This window comes from Phormidium tenue FACHB-1050 (genome assembly GCF_014696925.1).
GTDB lineage: Bacteria > Cyanobacteriota > Cyanobacteriia > Pseudanabaenales > Pseudanabaenaceae > Pseudanabaena.
In genome coordinates this window covers 1-24,778 of sequence record NZ_JACJQY010000044.1, presented here as the reverse complement: position 1 = coordinate 24,778, position 24,778 = coordinate 1, and the positions used below count along the sequence as shown (strand labels likewise).

Genomic DNA, 24,778 nt, shown 5'->3' with positions numbered 1-24,778 from the left:
CGCTAATTTATCGGATATAGACTAAATTCCTCACGTATGGAATTAGTAACTGCCTGAGTAATAAAAAATTGATATAAACCTTTGATTAGAAGAGTTATGGAATTCTTAATACTATTGCGATTTGGCTCAAGCGCCTCTTGATTCCACCAAATATTTTCTCCATTATCTGTGATGTAAATAACACCTCTAAAAGGTAATACTTTGAGCGGAGTTCCTCTTTTACTCAATACTCTTGCTGTGTGGGGATGATTTAAACCGCAGTCGGCATCAATCTCATCTGAGGATAAGTTCATCTCTGGTTTTAACAAATCTATTTTGACAACATGACTTGTATTTGTGCGTAAGTGGAGATTTTTATTGCGTTTGCGTAATAAGCATATGTCTTCTCTATAATCATAACCCTTACTAAAAAACCAACCATTTTCTTCAGGATTTTGACTAGCAAATTGGGCTATATGCTTGCTTATACAATCATCGGCATCGATAAACATGACATGGGAAGCATTGATTTTCTGAGCATGTAATAGCCCAACCTGCATCTTTCGCATTTTATCTTTGTCTTTACTAGCAAATGTTGAGCCTGGGATAGGAAAATCGACCTGAATGTAAGTTACTTGTGGAGACTCAAATTGAATTTCGGGTTTCTCATGACAAACTACAATTACTCGATAGTCTTCTGAAGTTTGATTGCAGACAGATTTTAATGTTCTTTCAAATAACTTACAGACTAGTCCCCATGAACTTGATACTTGCGAACTCTTGAGTGCAATGATAAAAGCTAACACGATAATTTCTTCCCTAATACTTACGATTTGTGATGATTTTTGGGTAAATATGTCTAGCGAATTGGGAATAGGTTAAATTCCTTCTGAATTTCTGGGGTAATCAGTTGTTCGTTAAAGGGAGCTAATATGGCTTTCTTGTAGCCACGCAATACTTCTTTGGGGTTGCGTTGTAATTTAGCAATTAAACCTTCCTGCATTGAGACACTTTCACCTGCGCGATCGCGCACAAATACAACTCCTGGGAATGGAAGTGGAGCGATCGGTGTACCGCGTTCTGCCAGATCTCCCTTAGCTAAAGGATGACCACCCAAAAAACGGTCATAACCTGCTAATTCGTTGTAAGGTAACATCTTCTCTGGCAAGTTGTATAAACGGTAATTAATAATGTTACAAGTTCCACAAATCTTATGAAAATCTTTACGGCGGACATTAACTTTATTACTACCTTCTTCGTACTCATAACCACCATTAACGTACCAACCGTTATCTGATGGGTGCTGATTCACAAACTCAGCAATTTTAGAGCTTATACAATCATCGGCATCCACTGACATGACGTGGCTTGGTTGGAGAGCTTTAACAGCTAAAAGCCCAGCTACAACCCGTTTAGCCCGATCATCAACTTTGGCATTATAGTTAGGGGCTGGTACGGGAAAGTCCACTTCCAAGTACTCCACCTGAGGATGCTCAAACTCAATTTCAGGTTTCTCATTACAAACAACTAGCACTTTAAAGTCTGTTGAGGTTTGATTGCATATGGAGCGGAGAGAACGCTCAAATAACTTGCATAGCTCAGACCAAGACGTAGCCGATTGCTTTCTCTTAACGGGAACGATGAAAACTAACATAGTTAAGTAACACCAGCTAGAAGTGTGGTGAGCATTGTTTGAGACTCTGTAATTTAAAGTCTTAATTTAAGTCTAAGCAAAACACTACATAGACGAAATTAACAGACTGATTATTGTATCCTAGTTGCTAAATTAGCTTTTTAAAACAAATTTGCATAGGTTAGCATTGACACTTTATCACATAATATAGGTCATGCAATTAGTAGCCCGTATCAAAGATATATCAAAGGTCTCCGCCAGTTGGCATGGTTGGATACTTCACTAGTATCGATACTTTTATATAATTACTAATTGAGCGGTAATGTGGCGAATATTAATAAATAATATGCGAAATTCTCAATGCGATCGCAACGTGTAATCTTTCACTGGGAAGCGGGTAACAGAAGCTGATAGCCAGCAATTGATTTCTCAAGGGTAAACTCATTAGCTCGTGCTCTTAAAGCTTCTATCTCAGGAGGATGTGCTAGTGTTTCTAATATTGCTTTTGCCATCTCTTCCACGTTACCAACTTTAACTAACCTACCGAATTTTCCATTCGCTAAAATTTCGGCGGGACCACTTTCGCAATCCGTAGAAACAACAGCAGTACCAGATATCATCGCTTCCACTAAAACATTACCAAAACCTTCCCAAGCGGAAGATAAAACTAATACTGAGGCTTTTGCCATGTATATGTATGGGTTTGCCACGAAATTCATAAACTGAACATCTTGGGTTAGACCTAATGATTGCACTAGATTTTCGAGGGTAGAACGTTCTTCGCCATCACCAAGCAGTAGTAAGCGCGATGATTTTTGCTTTTTGACCTGTGCAAAAGCCTTGATCAAGGTGGAAAAATCTTTTTGTTTCGTTAATCTACCTACGCCAATAATGACAGGTGGTTGTTCAGGTAAAAACCAAGGATGATCGAGTGTTTCCTTTAATTTCTCTAGGAGATCGGCTGTGATAATGGGATTGTAGATGGCGTGAATTTTTTGGCGAGGTAGACCAATTTTAATGAGATCCTGAGCAACTCCTTCAGAAACTGCGACAATTTGATCAGCCCAAGGATAAAAAAGTTTTACTAACTGTGGGGTGAGTTTTCTCTTTAGCTGTGTTGCATTTTGAGATTCGCGAGATAAATTATTATGTACTGTAACAATTACTTGAGTAGGAACATTAGCTAGTTTTCTAGCCCACAATGCGACTAGGTTAGTATCTTCGAGAGCAGACATTAGCACTGAAGGTCGCACTGTTTTTAGATATGTAATTAGGGCAGGCAAACTGGAGATAAGACGGGGAGAATCTAAAGCTACAACATTGATATTTTGAGGAAGTTGCGAGAGATAAGGACCTTCTGCTTTTACCAAAACTAGATCAACTTCCATGCCACGATTCAAAAATCCCCGAGCTAAGTTGACCATTACCCTTTCAGCTCCTCCTCCTCCAAGATCCATTAAAAAAATTGCTATCTTCATAATTAGTTCACTTGGTTACATTAGTTTGCTTATAAATGGTTGTCGATAAAACCATTTAAGGAATTTCATTAATAAATGGGCGGCTATTATTGATGTCGGAAAAATCAACAAAAAAGAATAAATAATGTTTGATTGTATTAACAATAAATTATTTAGCCAACTATTTATCAAAACAAATATAAGTAGGTGTACCAAGTAAAATTCATAGGAAATCTTGGAAATATAAATCATAAACTCTTTAATCAAAAAAAACCGCGATTTACAGATTGCATATAAAAATATAGAAATACAAAGAAAGCCTAAGGAGGAAAAAACATCATTAAATATTCTTCCTATACCGCCCTTTAACTCTAAAAATGCTGCAATCAAAAAGCTTAAAATCGACAAAAAGAAACAAACAAATTTATTACTTTCCCATAATATAAAATTTTTTGAAATGTACAAACTTGCCAGAACTACCCCTAGATTAAATTCCCAAAGATATTGTAAAAATGAACTATTAAATATTCTTTGGTCATATAGCTTAAAAAAACTTAAAACAATCCAATAAGAAGATGAAATCAAAAGTGATATTACTAAAAATTTTTTATCTGAGTGAATTTTTTGTCTGACATAAGACAGTAGTGGGAAAAATAGGTAAAACTGAACTATTGTTGAGATAAACCAAAAATGATATCCAAAACTAGTCATAATATTTTCATCAAACATTTTATAAAAGAATAAGTGTCCTCCCAGAGCATATAGCCCATCATTTTTGTAAATTGGATAAATTAAATTGATAGTGAAGATAATTAAAACTACAACATAGTAGGGAATTAATATTTTCAAGAAGCGCTTTTGATAAAACTTTAGAGTTTTTATTGGCTGAGGTGCAAGCCCAATCCCAAATCCTGACAAGATAAAGAACAAATGTACACCTGCTCCTCCAACCATGATTAATTTAGATAAGATTCCTGATACATATGGCAGTGAATAGTGATAAATAACAATTGACAAGATCGCAAGTGCTTTTGCAAAGTCAATGTATTCTATCCTTTGATTATTTATATTTGTATTCATCATTTCAGTCTAAAGGATAGAAGAACATTTAGCAGCTTTTGTTTTATCTATAATTCTTTAACACTGACTATCCTTGGGTCAGAGATTTAGATGTTAGAGAGTAAATAATTTGATTGCGATTATATTGTTTTACTGACAATATGGTTGATACTAATAGAATCCAAAAAATTGAATTATGTTCAATGATTGTATTTTCGCTGTGATTATACATAAAAAAGAAGGTGATGTAATAGATGGGCCACAGCCCGACCACTGTTTTGTCTGAGCGTAAAAAGATTATAGAACGCACATAGTTAATAGCAAGGATTGCTAAAAAAATTGATAATCCGATTAGACCTAAATCTAAGGGAACATTAATAAATCCATTGTGGGCATGGGGTGGTTTATATCCTTCTGACAACCAAATATCAAAGGCTCCACCATCTTCACGCCAAAATGCTTGATAGCCATAGCCTACCCAAGGTCTTACAATGATTTTTTCTATTGCTCCTTCCCAAAGTCCTACTCGACCACTTAGGGTAGCATCTCGACCGATTGCGTTTAGTGATAGTTCCCAGTTGGATAAAACTAGAGTAATAAGACTGCCACTAATGACGACAATTGCCACAACTAAGGGAATAGTGATAGTACTTTTCCAGCGTAAGGCTTTGTATAGGGGTAACAGGATAAACACCATTAACAGCAGTAATAGAGCGGTTTTGGATGTGGAAGCTAAAACTAGGAGTAGATTTAAGGCAAACCCTGCCCATAGAAAAAATTTATATTTTGGTTCGTTCAATGCATTAATTAAAAAAACGATCGCGCCCAAGACTGCAACACGAGCAAGTAAATTTTTTTGAGTAAAGGGTCCTCTAAATGCACCCGCATTTGCACCTGCTTCGATTGAAGCTCCTGAAAAGGCAATCCCGAATAGTAGTGAGAGAACTGCAACGATACCAAATGTCCAAGCAAGTAGATGTAGTTGTTGTTTGATGGTAAATCGGGAGGCAAAATATAGACCAAAATAGCTAGTCTGGATGACGACTATTCCTTTGCGAAGTGATTCATCGGGAAAATCTGACCATAGAAAGGAGATGATGGTTAAGACTGGTAATAGCCAGATGAGGATGTTTCCTCTTGCAGTCCTAATGCTGCTTTGTTTACGGGCGAGCAGAAAAAATAGGGCGATCGCATAGATTAGATATTGGACAATTGCATTAATTGGATCAAATGGATTGAAATCATTGGCAGAGATTGCCTTAGCATCAGGCGATACAAATAGGCTTGCCCAGCGCAATATACCCGTAAAAAAGATCAGAGAGAATACCGTAAACCACTGTTCTACAAGATTTAATATGGGGTTCATCTCTGCCATCTCCTACGCAATCTATTGTTTATACCAAAACTAAAAATGGCTCCGCCATTTTTAGTTTTAAAACCCTTACAGGGTTTGGTCTTTAATTCACAAAAGTGTTGGCTCACTTTTGTGAATTGGTATTAGTCTGTTATCTAGCCTATTTTTTTTGTTTAGGCAGAAGATTTTTTATATGGCGGTAATAAATCGCTTTGCTGTATATCTGCAATTTTTCTGGCAATGTTGTTTTGGCGAGATAGTTGTTAATTAACTTTTCCATCTCATATTTATCATCTCCGAGCCACCAAAAGATCGTAATCGCCAAGGCTGCAAGATTATTGGCAAACTTCGATAATTCAGGAAACTTTTCCTTAAGATTTGCGGCAGTTAAGATCTGAATTAGCCCCTTTAATATGCCAACTTTTGTATTGCCAGTATAGGCATTATTACCATGAATTCTCTGCTTGGCAAGGGGTTGAAAGGAAATAAAACCTTTACTAATGCCTAAAGCTGCGTATTTTATATAGTCATCACTGGTGATTCGTATGTTTTGATTCATGGGGAGGATTTTTTCTAAGAGCGATCTCCGAAAGCTCATTGCCGATGTAGCCGTGTTGAGCTTAAAGGGCAAGGTATTGCTTAGTTTTCCTCGACGCATACTGGACATGAGATTGTAAATACTTGAGAAATTGGGAGCATTGATATCCGTTTCTGCGGGATTGATAGGAATGGCATCGCCAAATAATTCTAAGTTGTGAAAATGCCAACCTATTTCTTGATCTTTTTGAAAATCATGGACAATTGCTGCGACCTTATCAGGTCTAAATAGATCATCAGAATCCAAAAAACAAATAATTTCTCCCTGACTACTCGCAAAGCCTTGGTTGAATGCGGAAGCCTGTCCTCCATTCTCTTTGAGAATTGCTTTAATGCGATCGCCAAAGCTTGCAATAATTTCTTGAGAGTTATCGGTGGAGCCATCATCTACAACAATCACTTCAATGGGTTGATAAGACTGCTCTAAGGCGCTAGCGATCGTGGTTTGAAGGAAGCGTCCATAGTTGTAATTATTGATTAGGATACTAACGAGGGGTTGTGGACTCATAGATGATTGATTTATAGATGATTGATTTATAGAGATGTAAGGTCTTGAACTGACAGACCTTTGTGTAGATTTCGATATATATTTCTCAGTCGAGCGCGATAACCTTCAATATTTAGAGGTTCAACTTTCTGCCTTGCTGCTTTTCCAAAACTAATTCGCAAATCCTCATTTTCCAGCAGTATTTCCATCGCTTCGGTTAGTTCTTGAACATTGCCAGGATTAACTAATATGCCATTTTGATGGGAAATCAGAACTTCAGGAATACCACCTACGGGGGTACTCAATACTGGCAACCCCCAACCCATTGCCTCTAAAATTGCCATCGGTAGCCCTTCGGCATAGGAAGGCAAAACAAATACATCGGATTTTTCAAGCAGTTGATTACAGTCTTCGGCACTCAGCCAACCTAAGCACTCTACATGATCAGCAATACCAAGACGCTCGGCTAACTGCTGCGCCTCTTCCACTTCTCCATTACCTGCGAGGAGTAATCTTGCATTTTGTTGCTGAGCGATCGATAGCTTGGCAAAGGCTCTGAGCAAATCAAAAGAACCTTTGCGCTGACCCACACGTCCTAAACATACAAAACTAACAATTTGAACATTGCGGCGATCAGGTACTTGCGGCGGCAATTTGACAGGATTAATCAAAGTCACCACATTCTCAGGTGATAGTTGACATTGATTGATGTAATAGTCTTGCCAACTTTGAGATAGGGTAATGAAACAGGAGGCTTTTTGAAAAGCCCAATTAATCACGCTCTGGACAAATTGGGGCAAGGCTTCATAGAAGGTATGAAAGTCGCAACCATGACTATGCATGACAATTGGTTTGCGAAATTGGCGAGCAAGTAGTATCCAAATAGCTGCGCGAAAGACGCTCGCCCGTTCAGAAAAATGCACATGAATTACATCTACTTCTTTTTTCCATAACTTCCCTAGGAGTTGATATAGAGCCATTTGGAAGATCCAAAGTCGCTGTAGGCCTGAACCTTCTTCATAGGTTGATAGATGCTGAACATCGATATCATGATTAATGTGTTGGACTAATAGCTTCTCAACAGATGCCATGCCACCTTGATGATTTAAGCTAGGTCCTAGCATGAGGACTTTGATCTTTTCGGTTGTAGAGTCAAAATTTAGATTAGCTGATTCTGTGACATCTAAGGAATGCGATGAAGGTCGTACTGTCATGGATTTCTTCAATAGGTATGCTACTAAATCAAGAATTTGCTAAATCTAGGGCTGATATATTTGATGCATAATTACTCTAGCTTTATCTTCAACTACAAAAACAAATGCGTCAATTTATTTTTGCCTTCCCAACCAAGTAAATAGACACTATAAAGTCAAGAGTGTTACTGCACAAAGCTCCGCACCACTCTTGACTGGACATATGACTGGACATAGAGCAGCAAGTTTTATTTACCAATTGCGTTAATCAATATCCTATGGCTAGACAATTGCACCCATATAACCCTGTGATTATTTCTTTAGCGATCGCAGGGTTGGCCCTGGGCAGTTGCTCAAGATTGGCTTGGGATCATTGGGATCATAATTGTGCAGCACTTGGGGATAGCGATCGCGCATCCTTAGAGGCGGGGGCTACTAATTTGAACCAAGATGGGAGCTATGTTTGGCGAAATGTAGCGATCGCGGGTATGGGCTTTGTGACGGGGATCGTGATGCATCCGCAGCAACCTGATTTGATCTATGTGCGGACAGATGTGGGTGGTATATATCGCTGGAATACGTTGACATCGAGTTGGGTGCAGTTGCTAGATGGTGTCCGCGATCGCTACAGCATTGAAAGTATTGCCTTAGATGCGAGTAATGCCGATGTAATTTATGCAGCCACTGGAGCCTATACACAAAAAGCCGATGGTGAAATTTTAAAATCAAGCGATCGCGGAAACACTTGGACTCCCACCAATCTCAAAACCCCAGAAGGCAAACAGGTAAGAATGGGGGGAAATGAAATATGGCGCTGGGCAGGTGAAAGATTAGCAGTTGATCCCCGTAATAGTCAGATTATATATTTTGGGTCGCGGTTAGATGGGTTGTACCGCAGCATTGACGGCGCTAAATCTTGGCAATTTGTATCTAGCTTTGCCAATATAGTCCCGAATATGGATGCGAATGGAGGTATTACCTTTGTCTTGTTTGATCACCAATCGGTACAGACAGATTCTCAGGGAGCTGAGCGTTCTCAAGTGATCTATGTGGGGGTAATGGGTCAAGGTGTTTATCGTAGTAATGATGGTGGTACAAGCTGGACTAGGCTGGATCATGGAGCAGATCGCGATCAACATCCTCAGCAAGGGTTGGTAACTGCCGATGGCAGCTTGTACGTCACCTTTTTTAACACCCCATCTAATCCTCAAGGCAGTGTATGGAAGTATCACGCCAACAAATGGACATCAATTACACCTGCAAAGGGCAGAAATTACAGTGCGATCGCCTCTGATCCCAGTAATCTCAATACTGTGATCGTAGCCACTTATCCCTTTTCGCCCACTGGGCTATATCGGACAACGGACGGCGGCAATAACTGGCAAAATATCAAGCTCAAGGTAAAAGCTGTGGACTGGTGGCCAAACTGGCATCTCTACACCTATATGGGTGGAGTGGCTATTAGCCCTCAGCAACCAAAACAAGTTTGGCTCACCACTGGCTTTGGGGTAATGCGGACAGAGGATATTACGGCAAACCCATCAAATTGGTGTACTGCCATGCACAATCTAGAAGAATTAGTAGTATTTACGCTCAAGAGTCCTCCCGTTAAAGATGGCGCTAAGTTATTGAGTGGTGTGGCTGATATGGACGGATTTCGTCATCAATCCCTTGACATTCTCCCTCGACAAACCCATGACAATGGACAGTTTGGCGATACTACAGGGCTTGATTTTGCGGAAGCCAATCCTAATATGATTGTGCGTGTTGGCAGTTCCTCGGGTAAAGGAGGTCGAGAAAATAGCCAGTTGCGTTCAGCCTATTCCTCAGACAATGGCAGATCATGGCAACCTTTTACCAATGCTCCAGTTGGGGCGATCAATGGCAAGGTGGCAGTCTCTGCTAACTTGCAAGCCAATGGTAATCCGATTATCCTTTGGGCTCCTCAGGGAAACATTTACCCACATCGATCGCTAGATGGTGGTAAAACTTGGCTACCTGTGCAGAATGCCCCTAATCGCACCACCTTGCAGGTATGGTTTTCGAGTCAAGCGATCGCCTCTGATCGTGTAGATGGCAATATCTTTTATCTGTATAAATATCGTGAACATCACGAAAACCCAAATCGTGGAGAATTTTATCGTAGTACCGATGGTGGAGCCACATGGCAAAAAACTCCTGTGGACTTACCCAGTCACTGGGTTCATACTCTAAAAGCTGCTCCTGATATGCGCGGCGAAGTATGGTTAACAGTCAAAGATAACGCCCTATATCGTTCCAGTGATGCTGGCTTGAGCTTTCACAAATTGGCAAATGTTCAGCAAGCCAGCAATATTACCTTTGGCAAAGCAGCTAACGGTCGCCGCAATCCGACAGTCTTTGTCAATGGCATTATTAACGATACTAAGGGGCTATTTCGGTCAGATGATGCAACTAGCCTGTCGGGAGATGCCGCTAAGGCAACATGGGTAAAGGTTTCCACCAATAGCCATGTTTTGGGAGATATAACCTATCTAGAAGGCGATCGCCTTACATTCGGTCGAGTGTATGTAGGAACAGGCGGTCGTGGCATTCTTTACGGGCAACCCCAATAGGACTAGGAATTATACCAAAACACAAAATGGCGTAGCCATTTTATGTTTTTAAAACCCTTACAGGGTTTGTTTTTTAATTCACAGAAGTGTAGTCACACTTTTGTGAATTGGTATTATATATAGCTGCCGTCGATTGTGTTAGGACAAAAGCAAAACCCAAGAAGAGAATGGCGGCGCTTCGCGCCGCCATTCTCTTCTTGGGTTTTATGTCCTCATACACTTGGTGACAGCTATACAGCCAAGAACTAAGGATTTAAACTAACTGGACAATTCGGTTTCTCAGCAGTTTCCACAGGCGCAGGATCGGGTGGGAGAAGCGCGACAATATGCGGAACAGGACGTGGCTCGTAAGCCATGACTGATTTACCTCGATAGGCAAGGGCAGCACTCGCACCAGAGTCAAGCATGACCACATCACGCAATCCCGCTTTGACTAATATTTTGCCCAAGCCAACCGAATCGATCATTTCCATAGTTACGCCAATGGTCGGTCTACCAGAACGATCAATCCCCCAAAAGGCGCGATCGCGGCTAGCATCAAAACCATAAAGCTTACCAAAGGATTCTGCTGGTTGGGGTTTACCATCACGAACTAACCAACCAGCCCCCACAAAAGCATCAGTCACATCTGGGAGTTCGGCTCTTACCGCTTCTAGCGAATTGTGCTTAGCAGCATTGTAGGGAATAAACTTAATCGCCGTAGGACTTATCAAGACTAGGGGACGACCATTGAGAAGTGGATTTTCGCCCTTGTTACCATTGATAAAGACTCCAGCCTTACTAGAAAATTGGCTCAACACAGGACCAATCATCTTATTGCTATCAAGGTGTTCTAAAGAGAAGAAGGTTCCATCAACAGCGGCGATCGCATTAGGAGTCTTGGTCATAATTTCGGCAACCTGATAACGGCTATCCGCATGGGTTGTCACAACGCGACCACCATGAACAAGGGTAAGTGGTAGCCCATCAATGGTAACTTTACGTTTCTCCACAGGACTAGTAAAGTTAATGGCTCCATTACTTACCGTGGGTAAAAGTGCAACTTGGTTAGTAGAAGTTCCTCCAGATGCTTGCTCAATCGCTTCATCAAAGCGCGACTGCCCAAAACGCATAATTGTTAATAAATCTTCTGACTCATTAGCCGATCGCTCTTGCCTTGGATCGAGACTCATTGACAATGCTGCTTTGTAACCAGCTTCCTTGACTTTATCTCTAGCTTTGTCGGTAAAGTCTCCTTCAGGATAGGTAAAGTAGTCGATGGCAATCCCTAATTCTTTTTCGAGAACCTTTTTTGATTCTGTTACTTCTTTCTCGATTTCAGCATCGCTCAGATCTCGAAAATTCAAGTGGTTGACCGTATGAGAAGCAACCGTAATCAGACCACTTTTTTGCATTTCTCGCAGTTGATTCCATGTAGCCTTGGGCTTCTGTCCGCCAGTACCCACAAAGCGCGTATGCACCGACCAGACAGCAGGATAGTTATATTTCTTCAGCAATGGAAATGCATATTTATACTGCCCAACGTAGTTGTCGTCAAAGGTGAGTAGTACAGGCTTTTCGGGTAATTGTGCGCCAGTCCTTAGATGGTTAACCATTCTATCCATCGTAATTGGTGTATATCCACCTTCTTGGAGCGCTTGAAAATGTCTTTCCAATTCTTCGGGGGTGACATCCCAACTCACATCTTTAGTAGGAGAGATGTCGTGATACATGATGATCGGGATTTTGGCAGTACGCGCGCGATCGCTAATTTGAGGAAATGGCGCAGGGGTAAAACTGGCGATCAGGTCAGCATTAATGGTGCTGCTCAAACTTGATAAAGCAGGTAACGGATCATTGGCGATCGCATTGATCGCTCTGACCTGATACAGCGAAGCCGTCACCGAGTCCAAAGCATTGTATTGACAAAAAGCCTGTGAGTCATTGCTCACTGGAGTAACAGGATTTAAAGCTGTTTCATTGATGACTATATCCGCAGAGGATGGACGATAGGAAACTAGTCGTGAGGCGATCGCTGCGCCCATGCCAGTACCGAGGGCAGCTAATCCCAGCACGAGCCAAATTGTGTTCATGCTGCCGTTATTATTGCCGTTTCCCCTGCTCATAAAGATTTATAACTTTGTTGATATTACTAGCGCCTATTTAATCAGAGAGACCTCATGTACACAAGTCCCCATACAGGGCTATGCGCTTCTCTCAAACTTAAACAAACGCAGAGAAATTTTTAAAAAGCTTGTTTAGCAAGCTTTTTAAAAATTTCTCTGCATTAAAAAAAGAAGATGGGGCGCTTTGCGCCCCATCTTCTTTTAAGCCCATCCCGCTAATTGATAAACAAGTAGCCCAATATATTCTTTGATGGCATTAGTCGTATTTCTGAGCGCATCTGCGGTAGGTAGCAAATCTAGCACTGCCGCCAAACCCTTACTATTTTCATTTTGCACCGATAAAAAGTCAGTTGGAACGGCAATGCTTTCAAAACCAATCTTCCGAAAAATTTCCATCGATCGCGGCATATGTAGAGCCGATGTTACCAGCAATATTTTGTTGATCCCTCTTTGATCGAGGATTTGCTTAGTATTGACCGCATTATCACGAGTATTAAAAGATTGCGACTCTTGGATAATCGCCCTAGAGGGTATACCCAAAAATTCGGCGATCGCCGCCATATCTTCGGATTCAGGATTGCCACCGTCGCCTAACCATTCAGCACGACCACCAGTAACGATGATTAAGGGAGCTTTGCCCTGTTTGTACAGCCATGAGCCGTACAAAATGCGATCGCCTGCTTCATTGACCTCATACCAAGGTCTAGGTGCTATGCGCGGACGAGTACCACCACCTAAAACGACGATCGCTTCAGCTTGGGGGATATCACCGTTGGGCAAATATTGCCATTCCAGCGATCGCACTAACCACTTAGAAAAAATTTCATTGCTGCTTAGCAATAAAACCACGAGCGCGATGCCGATTAGGAATGAAGCAAAACGATTTTTTTTTAATAAGCTGATTGGTTTACTAGAGTTACTAGGATTGCGCGATCGTTTGGATTGCCATAGTAAATTCAGTAAAGCGATCGTAATTAAGAGACTCGACAGCCCAAGGGGATAAAAGAACAGTGGTAAAAGTTTTGATAAAAAAAGCGACACAGTTTTAAAGACGGGTTTAAGTTATTTTAAGCTGGTTTTGAATCAGATCCATGATTTTGAATGTAAGAGACAGCTCGGACAAAAATCAAAACCCAAAAGATGATAGGCGGCGCGAAGCGCCGCCTATCATCTTTTGGGTTTAATGTCCTAAGCAAAACTTACATTGCTATATATAGCAGTCCTAAATCATTTGTAGATTTTTGGGTTTGTGGAAGCGCACCCCTTTGGGGTGCGCTTCCACAAACCATTTAGGATTGCTATATAAGTATTTTATTTATTTAAGTGAGGTTTATGGTTTAATGAATATTCAAGGAAACTAAAAAAGCTTTAGTCAAAAAGTATAGAATCTCTAAATATATAATCGAAGAATATACTCATGGGGGGAGATATTCGAGTTCACGCCTAGCAATTGGTACTAATCATGATGCGTGCTGAAGTTAACATCGATAGTGTAGATAAAGAGCCAAAAGAATCTGCTAGAGAGCTATTAAAGAGTCTAGAGTTAAGTAGGGACGGATGTGTTTATGTTGTACGCGATCGCATCCGTTGGTCGTTTTATATCGAGCGGGGCAAATTGGTCTATGCGTCCCACTCGTTAGATAGTTTTGAAAGATTAGAAAGACATCTGCGAAGCTTAAGTCGAGAAGTCCCAGCTTTGAACGACAAATTGCGATCGCAACTTCGACTCATATTTGATGACCCATCTCCAGAGAATGCTAAGTACAAAGTTACTAGCGAGATTCTCTGTGTGGAATACATAGCAATTCTGTGGCTAGTTAATGATAATTATTTATCAAAAGTCATGGCAGGCAAATTGATTACAAGAATCATTCAAGAGGTTGTTGAAACATTCCTAGGACTACCAGATGGCAAGTTTGGAGGCATCTATTATGAGCATTTCTTGAAAGAAACCTATTGTAGTTTAACAATTGAGCGGGTTCTAGAAGTAGTTACGCAACGACTCCAAGCTTGGTACAAACTAGGACCAACGATTAACTCTCCCTATCAATGTCCCTATTTAGTCAGCCAGACAACTGCGGAAAAACGGATGTCTACGGAAACAGTCAAGCGGCTGGGTCGGATTTTACGTGGATTTAACTTTTGTCAGTTAGGTGCATTACTAGGCAAAGATCCTCTAGCGATCGCCAAGCAACTCAGCCCCTTAATTAGTGATGGCTCAATTCTATTAAGAGATCCCTTAGCACCTTTTAACATGTTGCCACGTACATACTATCTAGCTCCTGAAGAGGAACGTGAAAACATTGAAAAACTTGCAGAAACTTTTGACACAGAAGAGAGTGCAAACAATGATGATATTTCTAGTATTTCACGAATAGTTTTAAATCAATCTGTTAAAACGTGGAAGATTGTTTGTATCGATGACAGTGAATCAATGCTTAGCATCATCAGCAGCTATTTAGGAAGTGAAGATTTTCAAGTTACGCTCATTCAAGACTCCATGAAAGCATTGATCAAAATCAGTTCGATTCATCCTGATTTAATTCTGCTAGATATTGGAATGCCTAATGTTGATGGTTATCAACTCTGTTCTTTAATTCGTAAGTCTTCTAGTTTAAAAGATATTCCCATTGTTATGGTGACAGGCAATAAAGGTCTAATCAATCGAGCTAGAGCAAATATGGCGGGTGCAACAGATTATTTGACTAAGCCATTTATACAAGCTGATTTACTGAAGATGGTTATGCGTCATCTGATGTAGACCTCTAATTTTTTGTTAAGAGATAGCTAGGACATAAAACCCAAATATTGTGAGGCGGCGCTTCGCACCACCTCACAATATTTGGGGTTTGATTTGTCCTGATACAGGTGGCTATAGCTATATTATTCCACGAACCCAAATTTCAAAAACCGACAAACGATTTAGAGTTATCCCAAAACACAAAAGTGTGGCTACACTTTTGTGTTTTGGCTTTACCTTATAAATTTTTATTTTATTTTTAATTTATTTATTATTAACAAATAATGGTTTAATATTGAATATGTATCGTTAAGTTCAAATCCAACTATTTACAGTTTGATTTGATAAAATCTTGAGATAAAAGATATCGTGTTTTAACCATGTCTTTTAGACCCATCAAAAATCAAATAGTATTTCGTCGCGGGGAATTTGAGATTAATCCTAAAGTTAGTTTTTGCTATTGGGGTAAGTCATGATATATAACACTATCGATATGATTGACGAATACAAACATTCGCCTAGGAAGCTTTTAGGGAACCTAGAATCCAGTAAAAATGGATGCATGTACGTTGTTTGCGATCGCATTCGTTGGTCTTTCTATGTTGAAAGGGGAAAATTGGTCTATGCATCGCATTCATTAGAAAGCTTTGAAAGAGTAGAAAGGCATTTGCGGGGACTAACTCGCGAAGTTCCTGCACTGAACGACAAATTGCGATCGCAACTGCGTTTGATGTTTGACGAGACTTCGCCAGAACAGACAAAGTATAAGGAGACCAGTGAAAACCTCTGTACGGAATACCTTGCGATTCAATGGCTAGTTAATGAAAATTATCTAACCAAAATAGTTGCGGGTAAACTGGTGGCTCGCATTATTCAAGAAGTGATAGAAGCTTTCCTATGCCTTCCTAATGAGAACTTAAGCAGCAGTTTTTATGCTCACTTATTGCGGGATACCTACTGTAGTTTGTCTATTGATCGCACCTTGGAAGTTGTTGAGCAAAGGTTAAAAGCTTGGTATAAGCTGGGACCTGCAATTTATTCTCCCTATCAATGTCCATATTTAGTCAGCGAGAAAGAGGCTACAAAACGCATGTCTGTCGAGACTGTCAAGAGCCTTGGCAGGATTCTCCGTGGATTTAACTTTTGTCAGTTAGGTGCATTATTGGGCAAAGATCCCCTCGCGATCGCTAAACAACTGAGTTCTCTGATTGGCGATGGCTCCATCTCCTTAAAAGAACCTTTACCTCCTTTTAACTTATTACCACACACCTATCGCCTAACACCTGAAGAAGAACAGGAAAGCATTGAGAAACTTTCAGGTGCATTTAATGACGAAGTGGAAGAAGATGAAGCGATCGACAACGACTACTCTGGTATTTCGCAAATTTCAGCTCAGCAGACAGTCAAAACATGGAAGATTGTTTGCATTGATGACAGTGAATCAATGCTTAGCATCATCAGCAGCTATTTAGGAATTCAAGATTTTCAGGTTATGCTCATTCAAGACTCAATGAAAGCCTTGATGAAGATTAATTCTATCCGTCCTGATTTAATTCTGCTGGATATTGGAATGCCCAATGTTGATGGTTATCAACTTTGTACTCTAATTCGTAAATCTTCGATTTTAAAAGATATTCCCATTGTCATGGTGACAGGCAATAAAGGATTGATTGACCGCGCTCGTGCAAGGCTTGCAGGAGCTACAGATTATTTGACCAAACCTTTTACCCAAGCTGATTTACTAAAGATGATCATGCGCCATCTCATGTGAGTGTTGGTGATGAAAAACTTGGAAAACAGGATTGATTTTTAGCTTTGTGTAAGTTAAAAAACACAAACCTAAAAGCACATTACTTTTGTGTGGTATCTTTTGTTTTATTAAGTATTTTATTAGGAATTACTAGTTTGGACAAAATATGATGAATGCCAAAAGTAAAATCTTATTTACTAAAGTCTTTAGTTACCAACGCAAACCCACAACAAAATTTTAGAGGGAATGGATTATGACCACCGTACTTGTAGTTGAAGATACTGCTTCTGAGCAAGACTTGATTGTTAGTTATTTAGTAGAAAGTGGTTACAACGTAATCAGTGCTGCTAATGGGCAAGAAGCCCTCAAAAAAATCGAAGGTAAAAAGCCAGATGTCGTTGTTACAGATTTGGTAATGCCTGGGATGAGTGGCTTAGAGCTATGCCGTAGTCTGAAAAAAAATAGTGAGACAAAAGATGTGCCAATTGTAGCTTGTACTTCTAAGAATCAAGAACTTGATAAGTTATGGGGGATGAAACAAGGAATTGATGTCTATGTTACCAAGCCTTTCTCCCGTGAAGATATTTTACGGGCTGTACGCTCTGTTGCTTAGACATATTTGTCATCTAATGCAGACTAGAGCCATAAATGACAGAAAGCCCCTATTGACTTATATATAGCAAGGAGAGAGATCTTGATTACAGTACTAGTTGTTGAAGATACCAATTCAGAACGTGAGTTAATCTGTGATTACTTGCGACAGGGGGGGTATGCAGTAGTAAGTGCTGCTGATGGGACAGAAGGATTAGAGAAGTTTAGTAAAACTAATCCAAATGCAGTCATTACAGATTTGGTAATGCCAGGGATGAGTGGATTGGAACTATGTCGGGCGATCAAAAAAGTTGCTACTAGTAAAGTGCCTGTCATTGCTTGCACTTCCAAAAGTCAAGAACTCGATCGCCTGTGGGGGATGAAACAGGGGGTTGATGTCTATCTCACTAAGCCGTTTACCAAAGAGGATATTTTACAAGCCTTACGATCGCTAGGTTTAGGAGGCTAAGATGATCGACTTAATGATCGAGTTACAAGCAGAAGAAATACAAGCAAGTGTAGACTTGCCATATTTGACCTTGCAATTAGATCAAGAGATTACAGTTGCTGTGCAACTAAAATTTGTGCGTGAAACCTTGGTACTGGCTACCAATCGGTTTACGCAAATGCCCAATGTCCACCCCTGTCTGATGGGGTTAGTTGAGCATCGCAGTAACGTTTTTTGGGTATTGGACTTACCGCAATTATTAGGATTTACGCCCCTTGATTCCACTGCGCTTGAGACACATATTGCGATCTTGCAAATTGGTGGATCATTTCTGGGTTTGGGCGTTTATCGCATTGGGCGGGTAATTCGTTTTGCCGAGACTGCGATCGTATCTCCTCAAGATTCGCCGCAGTCCAAAAATCCAGCTGAAACTGTGCCATTTTTGCATGGTTGGCTCATTCAGGCTGAAGGCAATCAAAACAATCTGTATGTATTAGATGCGGAGGCGATCGCTAGTCATAGTTTCACTGTTTAGATTGGATGTAAATTGGATTTTCTCTTTTCTTTGTAACTTTTTCCTTGAAAATGGAGTTTTAAACAATGGTTCTTGATTCACGTTCCCGCGTCGATAGCACTGAAGTTCACAACAACAACGGTCATAGTACTAAAGCATCTAGCAATGACAGTGGTGAAACGGCAGCTCCTAGCAATTCATCGGTTTCTATCCCTTTATCGCCTGTAGTCCATAAAAAATCAATTGGAAAATGGTGGCAAGATCTAGGGCTGCGGACAAAAACCACTATTGTATCTGTTGCCGCAATCACGATCCCTTTGCTGGCGATCGGAGGATTTTCTTATTACTTTGTTGCCCAAGATATCACCAATACGACAAAACAATCTAAGGTGGTTCAGACTAATGGGATGGCCTATCGGGTTGCCTATTTCATGCGAGAACGATATGGCGATATTCAAGTACTTGCACAACTATCATTCTTGACAAACCCAAAAGTGCAGGCTTTGTTGCCCGCATCCGAACAGAAAGCAATTTTAGAGAATTATCTCAAGAGTTACCTTGTCTATGACAGTATTGCCGTCTATCGCTTAGACGGCAGCTTAGTTATCGATGCTAGTTCAGAGCCACCACCTACAAATATCGCTAAACGTCCCTACTTTCAGACAACGGTAAGTACAGACAGACCATTTATCAGTCAGCCCGAAGCCTCTGTTGTTACTAAGAAGGTCAGTATCTTTATTGCTGCACCAATTAAAGATTCTATAACGGGAAAAACTATTGGCGTTATACGAACCAGAATGCAAGCATCTGCTCTTGAAGATATTATCAAAGATTTTAGTGTTGGCGGTGACCATTATCACTTGATTGAATCTGATAACAAGTTTTTCGTGGCTTTTGAGAAGGAGCAAGTTGGACGCGATCTAAAAACTGACTTTCCAGCATTAGCTCCTCTAGTTGAGAAACGGGAAATAGGTTCAGCAACATCAATCGATCTAATTTCTAATAATGAACAATTTGTGGGTTATTCACCGCTTCCCAAGCTGGATGGATTACCAGACCTAAAGTGGGATGCAGTCATCGCCATTGACACGGCGATCGCTCTCAAACCTTTGCAGCAACTATTGTTAATCTTGGTGTCAGTAACGTTAGCCGTGGCTATTTTGGCGACTATCTTAGCAATCGCTATCTCTCGACGTGCGACCCGCCCGATTATTGAAGCCACAGAAGCCGTAGTTGAACTAGGGAAAGGTAATCTTGAAACCCGTCTTGACATTACAGGACAGGATGAGATCGCTCAACTTGGTAACAACATCAACTTGATGGCAGGGCAGTTACAAGATTTTATTGCGCTGCAAGAAGAACAAAAGCAGCAATCTGAGCAATTAGCAGAAAAAGAACGTTTACGCAGTGAATCCATTCAACGCGAGTTAATCACCCTACTATCTGACGTTGAAGGTGCGGTGAGTGGAGATTTAACTGTTCGCGCTCAAATCTCAGCTGGTGAAATTGGCATCGTTGCCGACTTCTTTAACGCGATCGTTGAAAGCTTGCGAGACGTTGTAACACAGGTAAAACTTGCCACTTTACAGGTAAATACATCAGTCAATACCAACAATGAGTCGATTCGCACTCTTGCCCAAGATGCCACCTTACAAGCAGAACAACTTGATGAAGCATTGCAATCTGTCGAAAAGATGACTAACTCGATTCAGCAGGTGGCTAGTAATGCTAGACAGGCGGCTGATGCCTCCACCTTGGCAGCGAACACCGCAGAAACTGGTAGCGTGGCGATCGAGCAATCCGCAGCCAGTATCTTGCAACTGCGCCAAACCGTTGCCGAAACTACCAAAAAAGTAAAACGACTCGGTGAAGCTTCGCAACAGATTTCTAAGGTTGTCGTTTTGATCGACCAAATCGCACTAAAAACCAACATGCTAGCGGTAAACGCCAGTATTGAGGCGGCGCGTGCGGGTGAAGAAGGTCGAGGCTTTGCGGTGGTTGCGGAAGAAGTCGGCGCACTGGCTGCTCAGTCAGCAACGGCGACCAAAGAAATTGCCCGCATTGTTGAAAGCATTCAACAGGAGACTAGTGAAGTGGTCGAATCAATGGAAGCTAGTACTTTACAGGTGGTTGAAGGTACAAACAAGGTTGAAGATGCGCGAAAGAGTTTAAGCCAGATTGTACAGGTTGCCACAAGGGTAAATGAACTCTTCCAAGGTATTTCGATCGCTACGACTTCACAGGTGCAGACCTCGCAATCAGTGAAACAGGTTATGGAAAACCTCTCGACCCAATCCCAAAAGTCATCGGAAACTTCCCGTGAAGTGGCGATCGCTCTACAGGAAACCGCCAATGTTGCTAGTAAGTTACAAGCTTCGGTAGAAACTTTTAAGGTTGATGCTGCTTAATTTTTTAGGTATGTGCTTTGCACATACCTAAAAAATAATTAAACAATTACGTGGAGGTCGATATGGCAACTAATACATTAACCGATCGCGAATGGGAAGTTCGATTATTATTTCTGGATGAAGTTAAGGACTTCCTAGCAGATATTGAGACAGAAATATTAGGCTTAAGCGATCGCGGTTTGCAGCGATCGGCAATCAATAAAATTTTACGGGCTGCTCACTCGATGAAAGGTGGTGCAGCAATGATGGGATTTCATGCCCTCAGTGAACTGGCTCATCGTTTAGAGGACTTTTTTAAGATTTTGCAAGCTAGTAATCAAACAGCGATCGCCCCAGACATGGAAAGCCTATTTCTGGCGGCGATCGATGGGATGGGAAAGGTTGCCAAGATTCATAAGCAGCGGAAAATTCCTCCAGAAAACTGGTTGCAAGAACATATTAATTCTCCCTTCCAACAACTGCATGAAATCTTAGGAGACTTGTCAGCGCAGGATGAAGCGAGTTTACTTTCTGAAGAAGCAGGACAGGATATGCGTGTCCTCATGTTTGCAACAGAGGTAGATGCTTGTCTAGAAAGGTTAACCAATGTACTTGCTGATCAAAATTCACAAGTGCTAAGGGAAGAATTTGAACTTACTAGTCAAGAATTTGGCTGTTTAGGTGAAATGTTGGAATTACCAGCATTTAGCCAACTTTGTGCGGAAATTGGTACAGCCTTAGCTAATAAAGACCATAATCTTCAAGATGTGACGACTGCGGCTCTAGAAGCTTGGAGGCGATCGCAAGCCCTTGTATTGGTTAGTCAGTTTCAGGCTTTACCAGAGCATTTTGAAATAGCACCATCTCGCTTAGATGCAAGTCCAGATTCTCTCAATACTTTTAATCTCGGAGAAAACACTCAAGAAGTTTTAGATAGTGATTTTCTGCATGAAGATGAAGCTATTAGTCTTGAACAATCTTCGCTCGATCTGGCGAATTTCCAAGATTTAAACACAGAGCATTCCCCAGTAGTTAACGATCCTTCAACCTCTGAACAAAGTCTAGACGCGACAATTCGGATACCTTTGCGTCAGTTAGAAGCCCTTAGCGATCGCTTTGGTGAGTTGAATGCTGAACGTAGCGGATTACGACTTCAGCTAAAACGGATGCGCGATCTAGTTCAGCTTTTAAATACGAGAATGCATGGATTAGAGCAATCTAATGCTCAACTCAGAGACGCATATGATCGGGTGGCAACCTCCTCAGAATCTTTCATTCCGATCAATGCAGTAATTGCCTCGGAAACGCTGACAAGTATTAAGGGCAATATTAAAGGCGATCGCTTTACCAATCAAAGTCCAAACAACGAATCAATTCTTCCCTATACTAGTCGCTTTGATTTATTAGAAATGGACTCCTATAGCGAGTTACATGTGCTATCACGGGAAATCATGGATAGTGTGGTGCAGTTACAGGAGGTTTCCAGCGACTTAGAAACTGCCTTAACGGATACGGAAGGTACAGAACGGGAACTGGGTCGAGCATCTCGCCAAATGCAAACAGCGATCGAACAAGCTAGAATGCGAATGCTCAGCGAAGTACTAGGACGCTTTCCCCGTCTGTTACGGGATTTGTCATTAGCTCACGGCAAACAGGTAGAACTTGTAGTCCGTGGTAGCTCCACTCTAGTTGAACGCTCGGTTTTAGAAGTTTTGGAAGATCCCCTTTTACATCTAGTTCGCAATGCCTTTGATCATGGCATCGAAACGCCAGAAGTACGGATGGCGGCTGGCAAAGCACCAAAGGGAAAGATCGAAATTGCCGCAGGCTATCGGGGTAATCAAACTGTAATTACCGTTAGTGATGATGGTAATGGTGTTGATTTTGCGAAACTACGCGATCGCGCTTTGCAAATGGGATTAAGCGAGAGTGATCTGGATGGCTCTAGTCAATCAGAACTATTAGAGCTAATTTTTGAAGCAGGATTTAGCACCGCCGATCGCGTGACTGAGCTTTCAGGACGTGGTGTCGGTATGGATGTAGTGCGCTCAAACCTCAGTATGATTGGCGGCAGTGTGCGGGTTGAAACCGAAGCAGGGCAAGGAACGACCTTTGTTTTAACCGTACCTGTGTCTCTCTCAATTGCACGGGTACTGCTATTTGAGAGTAACGGTTTGCAGATGGCAATTCTTACCAGCGCTGTCGAAGAAATTCTCTTAATCAAAGACACTTCCATTTATCCCGTCGCCGATCAAGAAGTAGTGGATTGGGAAGGTTATTCTGTGCCTTTGTTAAAACTAGGCGATCGCCTGCACTTCTCACGCCCACAATTCCAAATCGAGACAGAAAATCGCCCGATTGTAGACGAACCTTTAATGCTAATTGTCACCCGCAATAACGTTCCCTTTGGATTACAAGTTGATCGTTACTGGGGTGAGCAAGAAGTAACGATCCGTGGTGTGCAAAGTTTGATTCCGATGCCAACAGGATTTATGGGTTGTGCAATTTTAGGCGGTGGTAAACTCGTACCACTGGTAGATATTGACAACTTACTAGTTTGGGCGATCGCCGACATTGATGCACCTCCTAGCAAATCCCTGACTTTGCCATCTGAGCGAAGCGATCGGCGCGTTACTGTATTGATAGTTGACGACTCTATTAACGTACGTAGATTCTTAGCGATGACCTTAGAGAAGTCTGGCTATCGAGTTGAACAAGCTAAAGATGGTTTGGAAGCGATGGAGAAATTGCGGAAATTGCAAACGTTACCTAAGAGTTCTCACGTCAGGGCTGTCATCTGTGATATTGAAATGCCTCGACTAGATGGGTTTGGTTTCCTAGTTCAATCTCGTAGTGATGAGAATTGCAAAAACATCCCTGTGGTGATGCTCACATCGCGCAGTGGCAATAAACACCGAGATTTAGCTATGCGTCTAGGAGCATCAGCTTATTTTGCTAAACCTTTTAAAGATAATGAGCTTCTGCAAACTTTATCTCAACTTGTAGCTAATTAATTACGAATTATCAAATTATGCCAGCCATTTCTTCCCTAAGATCGCAACGACTTTCAGAACTTCGTCCTGATATTGTTAAGCAATATGTTGCATTTCGCTTACGTCTTGCTTGGTTTATTCTCCCGATCGAGTCTATTTATCGGGTAATTCCCCTAGACAAACATATTCCTAGAATTACATTTTTAGGACAAAATGTGCCGATAGTCGATCTTGGGAAAATACTATTTGGTTCAACTAAAGGAACAGTAGATAATATCCCTCAGTTAGTTGTTAATGGAGCGGTCGTGGCTTCCAAACCCTCCTTGATTATTGTGCATAGTCAGAATGAACACTTAATTGGTATCCTCAGTAATTCCCAACCTGCACTTCAAAGAGTTTCTCAAGATCAGATTGTGTCACTACCACAAACCTATAGCCAACGCTGGAAAGTTGACTTTATCAGTTCGATGACTCTTCCTTCTGAGGATCTGCCTTCACTATTTGTAATCGACAGCGATCGCCTGATCTCCAATATGGTAAAGCCAAAGAAAAAGCCTGAGTTGTTGTAGCAAAATTTTAAACCTAGATTCAGCAGGTGAAATAGGGCAATATATTTTCCTCGCTCATATGGGGAAGCAGGTGAAATGGCAAAATAGGAGGGAGTCATTTTCATGAATCGATAGAGATGCCATGATCAAATTTCCCCTGACGGAATTGTTAGATGAGCAAGCCTGCTATGAATGGTTATTAGAAATTCTACATCCGAAAGGATTGTATTGTCCCAATGGACACGCAATACCAGTGGGACAAGCGCCACACGATCGCCAACGTACACCAATCGTCAAATACAAGTGTCGGGAATGTGGGAAAGTGTTCCATATTTTTACAGGGACAGAC

The 24,778-nt window shown here is 41.1% G+C and carries 19 protein-coding genes; 10 read left to right on the top strand and 9 right to left on the bottom strand.

The window, feature by feature from the left end; all coding sequences use genetic code 11:
- Window positions 1-2 precede the first annotated feature (2 nt).
- The 7 genes from H6G05_RS20425 to H6G05_RS20395 all read right to left on the bottom strand — a co-directional run bounded on the left by H6G05_RS20425 (window position 3) and on the right by H6G05_RS20395 (window position 7,780).
- Window positions 3-785, bottom strand: coding sequence for a glycosyltransferase family A protein (locus tag H6G05_RS20425; RefSeq protein ID WP_190580920.1), 783 nt, complete (start codon window positions 783-785; stop codon window positions 3-5).
- 53 nt (window positions 786-838) lie between these two features.
- Window positions 839-1,633 carry a glycosyltransferase family 2 protein gene (locus H6G05_RS20420; protein WP_190580918.1) on the bottom strand — a complete coding sequence of 265 codons (795 nt, stop codon included), beginning with the start codon at window positions 1,631-1,633 and terminating at the stop codon, window positions 839-841.
- Window positions 1,634-1,995: 362 nt separating this feature from the next.
- Window positions 1,996-3,090 (bottom strand): glycosyltransferase, encoded by a 1,095-nt coding sequence (locus tag H6G05_RS20415; RefSeq protein WP_199310685.1) that lies wholly within the window; start codon window positions 3,088-3,090, stop codon window positions 1,996-1,998.
- 15 nt (window positions 3,091-3,105) lie between these two features.
- A complete protein-coding gene (locus tag H6G05_RS20410; RefSeq protein WP_190580916.1) occupies window positions 3,106-4,152 on the bottom strand; it encodes an acyltransferase family protein in 1,047 nt (348 codons plus the stop codon).
- 64 nt (window positions 4,153-4,216) lie between these two features.
- Window positions 4,217-5,494, bottom strand: coding sequence for an O-antigen ligase family protein (locus tag H6G05_RS20405; protein ID WP_190580914.1), 1,278 nt, complete (start codon window positions 5,492-5,494; stop codon window positions 4,217-4,219).
- Window positions 5,495-5,642: 148 nt separating this feature from the next.
- Window positions 5,643-6,587 carry a glycosyltransferase gene (locus H6G05_RS20400; RefSeq protein ID WP_190580912.1) on the bottom strand — a complete coding sequence of 315 codons (945 nt, stop codon included), beginning with the start codon at window positions 6,585-6,587 and terminating at the stop codon, window positions 5,643-5,645.
- Window positions 6,588-6,613: 26 nt separating this feature from the next.
- Window positions 6,614-7,780, bottom strand: coding sequence for a glycosyltransferase (locus H6G05_RS20395; protein WP_190580910.1), 1,167 nt, complete (start codon window positions 7,778-7,780; stop codon window positions 6,614-6,616).
- Window positions 7,781-8,037: 257 nt separating this feature from the next.
- Between H6G05_RS20395 and H6G05_RS20390 the strand changes: the two genes are divergently transcribed.
- Window positions 8,038-10,353: a sialidase family protein gene (locus H6G05_RS20390; protein ID WP_190580906.1), complete on the top strand. Its 2,316-nt coding sequence runs from the start codon at window positions 8,038-8,040 to the stop codon at window positions 10,351-10,353.
- 245 nt (window positions 10,354-10,598) lie between these two features.
- Here H6G05_RS20390 and H6G05_RS20385 read toward each other — a convergent pair whose 3' ends face one another.
- Window positions 10,599-12,425, bottom strand: a complete 1,827-nt coding sequence (locus H6G05_RS20385; protein WP_242025698.1) for a polysaccharide deacetylase family protein — start codon at window positions 12,423-12,425, stop codon at window positions 10,599-10,601.
- A 234-nt stretch (window positions 12,426-12,659) separates the two neighbouring features.
- Entirely contained in the window at window positions 12,660-13,499 is an 840-nt protein-coding gene (locus H6G05_RS20380; RefSeq protein ID WP_190580902.1) for a YdcF family protein, read from the bottom strand.
- Window positions 13,500-13,920: 421 nt separating this feature from the next.
- Here H6G05_RS20380 and H6G05_RS20375 point away from each other — a divergent pair, with 421 nt between their 5' ends.
- The 9 genes from H6G05_RS20375 to H6G05_RS20335 all read left to right on the top strand — a co-directional run.
- Complete coding sequence (locus tag H6G05_RS20375; RefSeq protein ID WP_190580900.1) at window positions 13,921-15,219, top strand: response regulator; 1,299 nt, start codon at window positions 13,921-13,923, stop codon at window positions 15,217-15,219.
- Between the two features lie 451 nt (window positions 15,220-15,670).
- Entirely contained in the window at window positions 15,671-16,969 is a 1,299-nt protein-coding gene (locus H6G05_RS20370) for a response regulator (RefSeq protein WP_190580898.1), read from the top strand.
- A gap of 232 nt (window positions 16,970-17,201) precedes the next feature.
- The gene (locus H6G05_RS20365) at window positions 17,202-17,561 is read left to right on the top strand and encodes a response regulator transcription factor (RefSeq protein ID WP_190580896.1); all 360 of its coding nucleotides are present in this window, start codon (window positions 17,202-17,204) and stop codon (window positions 17,559-17,561) included.
- An 81-nt stretch (window positions 17,562-17,642) separates the two neighbouring features.
- Window positions 17,643-18,008 carry a response regulator transcription factor gene (locus H6G05_RS20360; RefSeq protein ID WP_190580894.1) on the top strand — a complete coding sequence of 122 codons (366 nt, stop codon included), beginning with the start codon at window positions 17,643-17,645 and terminating at the stop codon, window positions 18,006-18,008.
- A 1-nt stretch (window position 18,009) separates the two neighbouring features.
- Window positions 18,010-18,522, top strand: a complete 513-nt coding sequence (locus tag H6G05_RS20355; protein WP_190580892.1) for a chemotaxis protein CheW — start codon at window positions 18,010-18,012, stop codon at window positions 18,520-18,522.
- A gap of 65 nt (window positions 18,523-18,587) precedes the next feature.
- A complete protein-coding gene (locus H6G05_RS20350) occupies window positions 18,588-20,909 on the top strand; it encodes a methyl-accepting chemotaxis protein (RefSeq protein ID WP_190580890.1) in 2,322 nt (773 codons plus the stop codon).
- Between the two features lie 62 nt (window positions 20,910-20,971).
- Entirely contained in the window at window positions 20,972-23,902 is a 2,931-nt protein-coding gene (locus H6G05_RS20345) for a hybrid sensor histidine kinase/response regulator (protein ID WP_190580888.1), read from the top strand.
- A 17-nt stretch (window positions 23,903-23,919) separates the two neighbouring features.
- On the top strand, window positions 23,920-24,450 hold the full coding sequence (locus H6G05_RS20340; RefSeq protein WP_190580886.1) for a chemotaxis protein CheW: 531 nt from the start codon (window positions 23,920-23,922) through the stop codon (window positions 24,448-24,450).
- A 121-nt stretch (window positions 24,451-24,571) separates the two neighbouring features.
- Window positions 24,572-24,778: IS1 family transposase (locus tag H6G05_RS20335; protein ID WP_190578217.1), on the top strand; the 207-nt coding region annotated here is incomplete at its 3' end.